This window comes from Botrimarina colliarenosi (genome assembly GCF_007859955.1).
Classification (GTDB): Bacteria; Planctomycetota; Planctomycetia; order Pirellulales; family Lacipirellulaceae; genus Botrimarina; species Botrimarina colliarenosi.
In genome coordinates, this window is sequence record NZ_SJPR01000004.1 from 62,902 (window position 1) to 74,022 (window position 11,121).

Here is an 11,121-nt window from a genome sequence, read left to right on the forward strand (position 1 = left end):
ATCGGTTATACCGTGCCCATGCCGACGCCCCTCCCGAACCGCCCGCCAGCACCGAGCGACCCCGATGAGCGGAAGGCCCAGGCCCGACGGGTACTGCGGCGGCTGAGCGCCGATCACGGCGACGCTGTTTGCGCGCTCCATTACGACACGCCCGTCCAATTGCTCGTCGCGACGATTCTCTCGGCCCAGTGCACCGACGAGCGGGTGAACCTCGTCACCGCCAAGCTCTTCGCCGACTGCCCGACCGCCGCCGACCTTGCGGCGTTGCCGATCGCTCGACTCGAAAAGTACGTGCAGAGCACCGGCTTCTTCCGTAACAAGGCGAAGAACATCAAGTCGTGTTGCACCGAGCTCGTTGAGAAGCACGGCGGCGAAGTCCCCCGAGACCTCGACACGCTGGTCAAGCTCGCCGGCGTCGGCCGCAAGACCGCCAATGTCGTGCTTGGCACGGCCTTCGGCATCGCTTCGGGCGTCGTCGTCGACACCCATGTCGGCCGCATCAGCCGCCGCACCGGCCTCACCACGGAGGTCGACCCCGTTAAGGTGGAGAAGGACCTCATCGAGCTGCTTCCGAAGAGCCGGTGGGTCGACTTTTCTCACCAGATGATCTACCACGGACGCCGGGTGTGTGACGCCCGTCGCCCCGATTGCGAGAACTGCTCGATGCGGAAGTTCTGCCCGCGGGTTGGCGTTTCGTAGGGCCGTCCCTCCGCCTGTGTAACGAGCCGGCCCTGCCCCGAGACGGCCCTGCCCCGAGCACCACCGCACCGACCTCCCCCCGATCCCGCCATGATTCTGTCCGGCCAAGAGATTCAGTCACGCCTCGGCGGCGACATCGTCATCGACGGCTTCGACCCCGCGCGGCTCAACCCCAACAGCTACAACCTGACGCTCCACGATGAGCTGATGGTCTACGAAGAAGTGGTTCTCGATATGGCCAAGCCCAATCGGGTGCGGCGGATGACGATTCCCGAAGAGGGCCTCGTCCTCAGTCCCAACCAGCTCTATCTGGGGCGGACCGTCGAAAAGACGACCACTCACAACCTCGTGCCGCAGATCGAGGGCCGCAGCTCGATCGGACGCCTGGGTCTTTTTGTCCACGTGACGGCAGGCTTCGGCGACGTCGGCTTCAGCGGCTACTGGACGCTCGAGATGTTCGCGGTGCAGCCCGTGCGGATCTACGCCGGCGTGCCGATCTGCCAGATCTTCTACCACGAGCTGACCGGCGAGATCACCGAGTACGCTAGCAAGTACCAGCACAACCGCGACATCCAGCCGAGCCTGCTCTTCGAAGAGCTCCGCCGCGGCGCGGATGAAGATCCCCAGTTGCCGCTCAACTTTGGGATCGAGCGCAGCGTCGGTCGCTAGCAGTGACGGCGTGAGCTTGCTCCTCAAGCCTGACACGATGGTGTCACAGCCGTGGAACTAATCGCTCCGCTCCGTTGCATCTTCGCCAACTTCTCTAACCGGCGCGGGTGTGCGACGGGTCGCATCGGTCGTTCGGGTTTTACCCAATCGACGTCTCGTCACTGCGGTTAGCCGCTCGATACGTCGTGACATGGTTGACCTGCGCGGGTCCGTGAAAGGCTTGCGCGATAGATGGGGCTAATAGCCTCAACCCAAGACTAATCCAAGGATGGACCATGTCGACGCGAAACGCCTTTCTCAGGACGCTGCTCGCAGGCTGCGTTGTGCTGCAATCGCTGGCCCCAACGACAGCCTCGGCCGACCACGTCTTCGGACGGATCAAACGCCTCATCACGGAGGCGACCTATCACGGGTCCGAGCCGCCGAGTTGTGAGGTCGGCGCCATTGAAGAACTCGCGGAAAACATCGACTGGCTCGAGCACCACATCGACACGTATGGCTCCGTTGTCGCGAAGCAGCCGGACATCTGGGGAGAGGCGCGGCTGACCAAGCACCGCGACGAGTACGAGCGGATGATGTACCGCGAACTGAACCAGTTCAAGTTCACGACCAACGCAGCGATCTCACAAGGCGATAGCGCGTTCCTCGCTCAGGCGATCGCCCTATCTAACGCCGCCGCCGGTGCGACGAGCTCGGTTCCCGCCGACCCCGACGCCGGGGCCGTCGCCATTAGCGTGGCGAACGCTCAACTACGCGACGTTGACGACGAAGCAAGCACCTCCTTTGGCCGGTTCGGCATCACGGACGCGACACGGCCCGACGCACTAGGCATCCGACTCGAGCCGACGCTCTTCCTCGACCAGATGTCGCGGTACTTGCAGCACCTCCACGAGTTGCGGCGGATCAACGAGGGAGACGACACGAGTGATTCGCCCGGGTATTCGCTGAATCTCGTGCGGCTCCCGGTCTCAATCCTTCCTGGCAAGCTGACGCGGGAGGGCTTCGGCGCCGAGGTCACCGTCACGGCGACACCGGTGCTCACCGACGACCTGCTGCCTACGACCTTCCGGAACCTTGTCATTAACGACGTGGTGCATCAGCTGAGGTTGCCGGTCACGCGCCAAGCTGAGGCGATCGTGCGTGACGATACGAATAACCACTTAGAAGAATGTCCTTCCGTGACTACGTCTCGTGCGCCGGAGTTTGGGTCTCGTGCGCTGGAGTTTGGTGGTATTGGCCATCAGCAGGAGGAAGGGGTTACTCTAGTCAATGCCAATTTGGCCATACAGTCCCATGGCGCGGCTCAGAGCGCACAGCTGCATTTCTCACCGAGTCGTGCGGTTCGTGCGTTCGGCGAGCGTGTTGTTCACAAGATCGCATGTGAGTTCCTGTCAACCTACGACGGGCGTTATCTCCGCTGGAACGGATGGACCAATTGCAAGGGAGACAAGTCGAAGGATCCAGAGCAACGAGTCGACTTGCTCGACGTCCAGGGATGGCTCGACAGCGAAACAGCGGCGGCGTACGAGCTACTAAGGCAGCCGAAGCACCTCTGCTTATTCGCCGCCCTTGCCTCTCCGTCGTCGAGACTTGGGGCACAGATCCGCGGTGGGCACTTCGCCGACGCTCAGCCTCACGGGGGGCCGACCGTCGAAGACTATCGCACGTTTTTCTTTCAATGGCTGCACGCCCCGACGCAACAAGACCATCTGTGCAGCTTGATAGAAGCCACACAGCAAGGCTGTGACATCTTTGGTGACCCAGCGTTGCTGAAGGAGGTTCACGACTCTTACAAGGTAGACAGCAATGGGAAACCAATCGACGAGCCTCAGCCAAACGATCGCGTCGAAGCGCTAGCGTGGGCGATCGTCGTTGAGTCAGCGTTGTTGAACGACCACTTGAACCAAGATGTCCGTAAGCTCGCCACGGCGAAGGAGGTCTACGGTCTCAGCACGTCTCGTGACCATTGGTTCTTCCTGCCCGACTCGGTCGTGGCCCCCGGTGAAGGGCTGGAGCCCTTGCAAGCCGAGTTCCATGCGGCCACGGAGGTGTTCCAGGAATACGTCAAGTCGCGGTGGCCCATCCATGTTTTTGCGGTTGATCCTCGCGAGCAGGACCAGAACGTTGCGGACGTCTCCAACCGTAAGCGAGAGATGCAGTTCGCCCTGGCGCTCGGCTTCGCGACCGGCAAGATCGGCGTCAACTCGCTGACCCAATACTCCCGCGAGCTTGACACCCAGATCGAGACTATCGGGCTCAACCGGACCATTGTGGGCTTCGGCCACGGCGCGGACACCTTCGGCTGGCGGTTCTACCCACGCGTCCAGGCCCTCCATGTGCCGGGTACCCTCGGCGTCCTACGGGAAACGCTGATGGGGACCTCGCGCGACTACGACCTCAAGCATCGGCAGCTTGAGCCCGGTGCGCGGGAGTGCGTGGCGGTGGTGTTGATGCCGTCGTTCGTGCCGTACGCCGACTTCGACATCCGCACCAACTGGTTCAAGCTGACCAACCCGAAGAACGCCGCCCTCACGATGAAGGACAGTGTCCATCTCAGCCGGGCGATCACCAAGATGCGTAACTCGAAGGCTCAGTGCTCTCGGTGCGCCCACCTCTACCGTGAGGGGGAAGTCGATCGGCTGATGAAACGGGTCCAGCAACTGGACCGTGAGCTGCCCCTCCAGACCCAACGGGCTCTGGTGCCGTACGAGAACACGCTCGGCGGGTTCGAGATGTTCAACACGGGCGTGACCGATCTCTCTCCGCAGCTGATCGGCTGGTACGGAGCGCCGGGCGTCAACATCAAGGCGAACCCGGCGTGCGGCTGTTACCAAGGGTGTCAGCAGATCAACGCCACATGCACTGGCGCGGATGACTGCACGAAGCTTAACCAGCAATTGACGACGCTCAAGGGTAATTTGGAGGCGATGGCGCAGCTGCGGGAAAACGCCGCTCAGGGGGGCACGGCTGCTGCACCGCTTGCTGAGTGCGAAGGACCCGGCACGACGCTCTTCCTCGTCGGCGAGAACTTCAGCGTCCACGACACGAAGGTCATCGCCGGCGGGGTCTGCATCCCGCACGTACAGCTGATAAGTCGGGAGATCATGCAGGTGACGATCCCCGCCTGCGTCAACACCGTCACTCTTTGCGAGAACGGCAAGTCGAACGAGTACGTCTCCGTCTACATCGCGACGCCGTACGGCGTGACTAACCACCTGCACGTGCCGGTGACGGGCCAGTCGCTGACGCGAGACACTCAAACCGCTATTGCAGAGGCTGTTAAAGACGCTGTTACAGAGGAGGTATCGAAGCAGGTGCGTCAGTTCAAGGCGCAGCCGATTGACGTGGCTGTCGACTTCGCGCCGGCCTCTCCGAAGAAACTGGAGATGGAAGCCAAGTGCGATGGGGCCGGCGTCATGTCGCTTACCGCGACGGTGACGCCCTCCTTGAACTTTTTCGTGCAGAATCCGACGCTGCAGGGCAAGGCGACGGTGGAAGCGGCTTTCTACGACGGAAAGATTCAACCGCAGAAGTTCGCCGTTGGCGCGCTAGCCATTCGTGCAGGCGACAATATCAAGTTGCTCGATGACAAGACGCTTCAAGCTGCTGTGCAATCAGCAACGGACTCTCTACGGCAGACGATCGAGGGCACGTTGCTCGATAAGAAGAAGCACTCGCTGAAGCTTGGGATCTACTTTCAGTCCGACGCCAAGTGCTGTGCCCCCTATCAAGTCTTCGAGGTCGATGTCGAAGTGACTCTGAAAGGTGGCTGCGGGCCGCGGTCACCGGCCTCCGGTGCAGGAGCCGCGCCAGATGCCGCCGACGACGCGCCAGGCGCCCAAACCGATTGTGGTTGTGGACCGCGGCTCGCCGATTGGTCGCCGTGGAAGGTGAGCCAAGCCAGCGCCGGCAGTGAGGGCTCGGTGTTCCGACTGGCCCAGTTCGACAGCCAGTCCGCCTTCGACGACAACGTTCTCGCCGACATTAACACGGGGCTACAGGAGACCTCGCGCCGGCTGGCCGCGCTCGAATCCGCCATCACGGCAGGCCAGCCGACCGCGCCGGCGAGTGCCGACGCTACGAACGACGGCGGCTTCGCCGCCCCGCCCGTGGCGCCAACCCAGGTAAACGTTAGCGTCGCCCCGCCGAGCGTCACGGTCGTGCCGGAGGCGCGGCACAAGCACCGGGGCGATCACCCTCTCCTGCAACAGATGAAGACCCGTACGGGAGAATGCTGGCGCAACCTGCGCGACCAGTTGCCAGGCTATTGATGGCGGCTAGGCCAAGCCACTGGGCCAAGCCACTGGGCCAAGCCACTGGGCCAAGCCACGGTGGCCAAGCCACGGTGAGACGAACATAGCCCCCGCGTCTCGATTGAGACGCGGGGGCTATTGCGGTATGGGGGGGGTGAAACCTTGGCCAAGCGTCACGCCACCGCCAATTCGAGCTCTCCCACCGCGATGGAGTACAACGCCGCCGAGGTGGGCGATGACAGCACCGTCCGCCACGCCTTGCGGGTCGCCATCGGGGCCTTGCGGCCGAGTTCTTGGCGGAGGGTCCAGGTCCAGGCCTTGGCGACGACGTCGGCGTAGACGCCGCCGGCCGGTGCGGGGGCTAGCAGGGTGTCTTCGCCGTGGGCGAGGCAGTCGGTCAGGTCGTCGATCGCCGCGACCAACTGGTCGCCCTGGTCAGACATCGACGTGTGGAAACGGCCCCGCAGCTCCGGCGCCAGCTGGAACAATCGCAGATAGAACAGCCGGACGACGGTGTCGGCAACCGGGGCGGCTTGTTTCCAAGAATCGCAAACAAGCTTGATTTCACGTGCGGTCATGCTGATCGGCTGCTGCTTTGGGTGTTCGGGAGGGCTGGGTAAGCGTCTGTCTGGGTCAAGCGTGACGGCGCCGCAACCGTTACAGGCGGTCGCTACATCACGGCGAAGTAGTTCTCGACGGCGAAGTCGAAATTCTCCTGCGACATGACCAGCGGACGCTTGGTGTATCGGCAGTAGTTGACGACCTGCTGCAACAGGTCGCGGGGCTGACAGGCGCGGTAGGGCCGGTTGACGGACTTGTAGTGCTTCTCGACCAGGTAGTCGACGGCGGTTTGGTCGTAAGAAATGCCGAGCTTCTTCGACATGATCACCAGCAGCTTGCGGAAAGCCGTCTCGGTCGGGTCAATCACCTCAATCTTGTAGGGGATCCGCCGCAGGAAGGCGTCGTCGACCAAGTCACGGGGTTCGAGGTTGGTCGAGAAGATAATCAGCTGGTCGAAGGGGACCTGGATTTTCTTGCCGCTCGAGAGGTTGAGAAAGTCGTACCGCTTCTCCAGGGGGACAATCCAGCGGTTCAGCAGCTCGTCGGTCGTCATCCGCTGGCGCCCGAAGTCGTCGATAACCAGGGTGCCGCAGTTGCTCTTTAACTGGACCGGGGCCTCGCTGACGTTCGTGACGGTGTTGAGGGTGACTTCCAGCGAGTCCATCGTCAGCTCGCCGCCGACGACGATGGTGGGGCGTTTGATGCGGACCCAACGGGTGTCGATCTTGTGGTCGTCGAGCAGCCCGCTCGACGCCTCGAGAGGCGCCTCCTCGTGCATGCTGGGGTCAAACAGCCGCATGATCTCGCCATCGACCCCCAAGGCGCGGGGGATCCAGATGTGCTCGCCAAAGGCCTTGGTGACCCGTTCGGCGATGGACGTCTTACCGTTTCCGGGGGCGCCGAAGAGAAAGAGGCCACGCCCAGAGTTGACCGCCGGCCCGAGCCGCAGGAGCATCCGGTCATCGATCAGGAGGTCTTGGAAGGCCCGCTGGAGGTCGACCTCGGTCGGGTGCTGGCTGGTGATCGTCTGAGCGCTGACGCTATCGATATAGTCCTTGAGCGGGACCGGCGCGGCCCCGAAGTAGGTGCAGTAGTCGGTGAGCTTCTTCGCCCGGTCACGCCCGACGCCGGTAAGCGTGTAAACGTAGTCGTTCATCACCGCGGCCGCCTTGTGGGCGACCATCTGGTCGTCCTTCATCGACTGCAGCAGCGGATCGATCAGGCGGAACGGCAGCCTTACCTGCTCGGACAGATCGCGCCCCGTGGCCTCGGCCCGAGCGTTGAGGTACTTGAGGATGAGGTTCTCCACCTCGCTGTCAGACAGGCCGGCCCCACGGAAACTGTTGGGCTCGAGCGGAAACCAAGCGGGGGCTTGAACCGGGGTTGCTTCGCTCGCGGTGGTCGCTTCGGCGGCGGTCGTCGGGGCGGGGACCGGGCGCGCCGACGACTCACTCGCGAGGGCGTCCTCGCTGGTGAGCCGCTGGATCCGATTGAGGAGCTCGTCGAGCCGCCGCGAGTCGTCGGCCCCGCCCTCGGGCGGGGCGGTCTCAACGGCGTGGCTGCCAGCGGAGGGGAATGACATGGAAAGTTTTCGCCGTGAGACGCGGAAAGACTGGATCGCGAAAATCTAGGCCGCCCCAGGCCATTCCGCGTCCGACGAGTGGCGTGGGTCGCCGACTACGGCGGCAAACAGGAGTGCTCTGTGTCGATCGTGGCGATTACATCGGTCGGCCGTCGACTTGCGGTGATTCGTAAGACTGTTCCCGAGACAAGCTCGCCGTCAGCGTGGCGGAGCGTTGTAGTCTTCAAGCGGTCTATCCCCCATTGACGCCGTGCCGCAAGAAACCCTTACTAAAAAACCTGCCCCGTCGCTCCGTGCCCTCTTCGAGGGGTCTGGCGTGCAGGTTTCGTTCAACGACGGCGATCGAGCGATCGATCCGTCCATCGAACCGATGTTCGAGAAGTTGGCGGGCCTCTGCACCCTGCCGACCGTCGCGCAGAAGGTGATCCAGATCGCCGATGATTCGGCTTCGGACGCCACCGACTTGCTCGTGGTGATCGAGCAAGACCCCGCGGTGTCGGCGCGACTCATGCAGGTGGTCAACTCCGCTTACTGCGGCTTACGGAACCCGGTCGGCGACCTGAAGACCGCCTTGACGCTGCTCGGCGTCGAGCGTGTGCGCAACCTTGCCTTGACGCTTTCAATCGGCGCCGTTTTGGGTCGCCACGACACCAGCGGACGCCTCGATCCGACCCGGCTGTGGGACCACGCCGTTTGCGTTGGGACCGTGTCTCGGATGATTGCTAAACGGTCCGACGCGTGCCATCCCGAGGAGGCCTACCTGGCGGGCTTGCTACACGACATCGGGCTTCTGTTTATCAACCAGCACCTTGGTTCACTGGTCCCGCGGGTCCTGGCTCTGCTGAAGAGTGGCGTCGCTTTGCCGACCGCCGAGCATCGGGTGCTCGGCTTCGACCACGCCCAACTCGGCGCCTACGTGGCTTGGCGTGGCCACTTCCCGCCCTCGCTCGTCCATACGATCGACTACCACCACAACCCGGCGGCTTGTCCCGAAGCGGACGCGACGCAAACCCGCATCGTGGCGGTCGCCAACTACCTAGCCACGCGGTACGGCCGTGGCTCGGTCGCCGACCGGCGGCTGCCGGCTCCGCCGGAGGGCGTCCTCGCCCCGCTGGGCCTGAATCTCAACGCGCTGCGGCACCTCTGGGCCGAACTGCCCGACGCGGTGGCGAACGTCAACGAACTGACGAGCAGCTGAGCCCTTCCGCTCGGGGGGCCGGCGGGGCGACAATCGGGCTCCGCCTGTCCTTACCGTCCATCTCGACGCCGCTCCGTTCGATGCAAGCTGTCATCACAGCCGTCGGCCCCGACCACCGTGGTCTCGCCGATCCGATCGTCCACTCGGTCACGGAACTCGGCGCGAATATCGCCGAGATCCAGATGTACGACCAGGACGACGCGCACGTCTTCTCGATGCTGACACGGATCGACCTCGACCCGACCCGTTACGAAGAGGTCCGTGCGGCGATGGCCCGCGTCGCTCAATCAACGGGTCTCTCGATCCGGCTCTGGTCGCCCGACCTGCCAAGCGTCGAAGGGCGCCTGCCCCGGTTAGCGGTCTGCGTCACTTTCCGCCCCGAGACCCCGCTCGCGGTGCTTCGGGCGATCCGCGACGGACGGCTCCGCGGCGAGGCGACCGTTGTCATCAGCAATCAAAAGAAGCTCCAGGGAGTTGCCGAACAGTTTGGCGTGCCGTTCCGGCTCATCGGTGACGACTCGGGTGAGCCGAACAACGACGCGATGATCGACATCTGCGACGAGCTAGCGATCGACTACATCGTGTTGGCCCGGTACATGCGGGTGCTCCCGGCGGCCAGCTGTTGGAAGTACGCCGGGGGGCGGATCATCAATCTCCATCACGGCCTGCTGCCGAGCTTCCCCGGCATGCGGCCCTACCACGAGGCGTACGCTAACCGGATGCTCACCTACGGGGCGACGTGCCATTTCATCGTCCCTGAGCTCGATGCGGGAAACCAGATCATCAACCAGGCGACTTTCTCGGTCCCCCCGGGCACGAGTCTTGAGGAAGTGATCAGCCGCGGGCAGCAGGACAACGAGCCCGGTTGTCTGGTGGAGGGAGTCCGGCGGGTCGTCGACAACGAGGTGCGGCTGCACTTTAACCGAGTAGTCGCTGCGCATAGCGTGGGGTGAGTCGACCTCGATGGCTGGGTACGATGGGGGCTTGTCGCTCCCGCCATTCGGAACCGCCGCCATGCCCCGCCGTTTGCTCACGCTAGTCCTGCTCGTGTCTGTCGTCACCCCCGTGGCGGCAGCCCCGCCGACACCGGCGACCAAGCCGGCCGCCCTGAAGCCCGGCGATACGATAATGCTCGTCGCCCCATCGGGCGAGCTCGTCTCCAAGCGGATTGAGCTAGCGGTCGAGAGACTCGAAGAGATGGGTTTCAAGGTCGTCTTCCAGGAAGACCTCTACAGCGTGCGTGGCTACCTGGGCGGCACGGACGAACGGCGCGCCGCCGAGCTGATGCGGGCCTTCACCGACCCCGATGTCGACGCGGTCTTCCCCGGCACGGGAGGCTACGGCACGATGCGGATGCTCGACCTGCTCGACTTCGACAAGATCCGCGCCAATCCGAAGGTCCTGATCGGCTTTAGCGACATCACCGGCCTGCACTCGGCCTTGGCGGTGAAGTGCAATCTGGCGACGTTCCACTCCCCCAATCCACAGTGGGGACTCGGGAGCCAAAGTAACTTGCCGGAGTTCTCCGCCAAGTACTTCTGGCGCTGCTTGCTGGCTAGCGAGAACCGCGACGCGACGCAATTCACGTACGAGCCGCCGATGTGGTCGCCGCTCGGGCGCTACGCGTCGGGCGTCGCCGAGGGGCCGCTCTGCGGCGGCAACCTGTCGCTGATCGCTTCGTTAACAGGCAGCCAGTACCAGATCGACACCGACGGTCGGGTGCTCTTCCTGGAAGACGTTAACGAGGCGCCCTACCGCATCGACCGCATGCTGCGCCAGCTGCAGCTCTCCGGCCAACTCGACAAGCCCGCGGCGGTCGTCCTCGGGCAGTTCAGCAAGTGTGACCACGACGGCGACGGGTCGAGCCTGTCGTTGGTCGAGGTGTTCCTCGATTACTTCGAGAAAACGCCTTACCCGGTGGTGTGCAACTTCCCGGCGGGGCACGTCACCTATAACGCGACGCTGCCGATGGGGGTCCCCGTCCGCATCGACGCCGACAAACGGGAAGTCACGGTGCTCGAGAACCCCGTTCTGCTGGACTAAGAACCCCGTGCCGTTGGATTGAGAACCCGTTACAGCGGGTCTGGAATCGGCACGTTTGGGCCGACCAAATTGTCCGCCGGGCGGCTTTGCCGGAGAAACTGGGGTTGCAGGCCCCC

8 protein-coding genes are annotated in these 11,121 nt (G+C 63.7%); 6 read left to right on the top strand and 2 right to left on the bottom strand.

The window, feature by feature from the left end; genetic code table 11:
* The first annotated feature begins 18 nt into the window (after positions 1 to 18).
* The 3 genes from nth to Pla108_RS14340 all read left to right on the top strand — a co-directional run bounded on the left by nth (position 19) and on the right by Pla108_RS14340 (position 5,639).
* Positions 19 to 699, top strand: coding sequence for an endonuclease III (gene nth, locus Pla108_RS14330; RefSeq protein WP_146445661.1), 681 nt, complete (start codon positions 19 to 21; stop codon positions 697 to 699).
* A gap of 90 nt (positions 700 to 789) precedes the next feature.
* Positions 790 to 1,368 (top strand): dCTP deaminase, encoded by a 579-nt coding sequence (gene dcd, locus Pla108_RS14335; RefSeq protein ID WP_146445662.1) that lies wholly within the window; start codon positions 790 to 792, stop codon positions 1,366 to 1,368.
* 275 nt (positions 1,369 to 1,643) lie between these two features.
* On the top strand, positions 1,644 to 5,639 hold the full coding sequence (locus tag Pla108_RS14340) for a hypothetical protein (protein WP_146445663.1): 3,996 nt from the start codon (positions 1,644 to 1,646) through the stop codon (positions 5,637 to 5,639).
* Between the two features lie 155 nt (positions 5,640 to 5,794).
* Here Pla108_RS14340 and Pla108_RS14345 read toward each other — a convergent pair whose 3' ends face one another.
* Together Pla108_RS14345 and Pla108_RS14350 are read right to left on the bottom strand one after the other, a co-directional pair.
* A complete protein-coding gene (locus tag Pla108_RS14345) occupies positions 5,795 to 6,199 on the bottom strand; it encodes a hypothetical protein (RefSeq protein ID WP_146445664.1) in 405 nt (134 codons plus the stop codon).
* Between the two features lie 92 nt (positions 6,200 to 6,291).
* Entirely contained in the window at positions 6,292 to 7,764 is a 1,473-nt protein-coding gene (locus Pla108_RS14350; RefSeq protein WP_146445665.1) for an AAA family ATPase, read from the bottom strand.
* 316 nt (positions 7,765 to 8,080) lie between these two features.
* Between Pla108_RS14350 and Pla108_RS14355 the strand changes: the two genes are divergently transcribed.
* The 3 genes from Pla108_RS14355 to Pla108_RS14365 all read left to right on the top strand — a co-directional run bounded on the left by Pla108_RS14355 (position 8,081) and on the right by Pla108_RS14365 (position 11,005).
* Positions 8,081 to 8,962 carry an HDOD domain-containing protein gene (locus Pla108_RS14355; RefSeq protein WP_197526567.1) on the top strand — a complete coding sequence of 294 codons (882 nt, stop codon included), beginning with the start codon at positions 8,081 to 8,083 and terminating at the stop codon, positions 8,960 to 8,962.
* A gap of 80 nt (positions 8,963 to 9,042) precedes the next feature.
* Entirely contained in the window at positions 9,043 to 9,915 is an 873-nt protein-coding gene (locus Pla108_RS14360; RefSeq protein ID WP_146445667.1) for a formyltetrahydrofolate deformylase, read from the top strand.
* A 61-nt stretch (positions 9,916 to 9,976) separates the two neighbouring features.
* Complete coding sequence (locus tag Pla108_RS14365; RefSeq protein WP_197526568.1) at positions 9,977 to 11,005, top strand: S66 peptidase family protein; 1,029 nt, start codon at positions 9,977 to 9,979, stop codon at positions 11,003 to 11,005.
* Positions 11,006 to 11,121 lie beyond the last annotated feature (116 nt).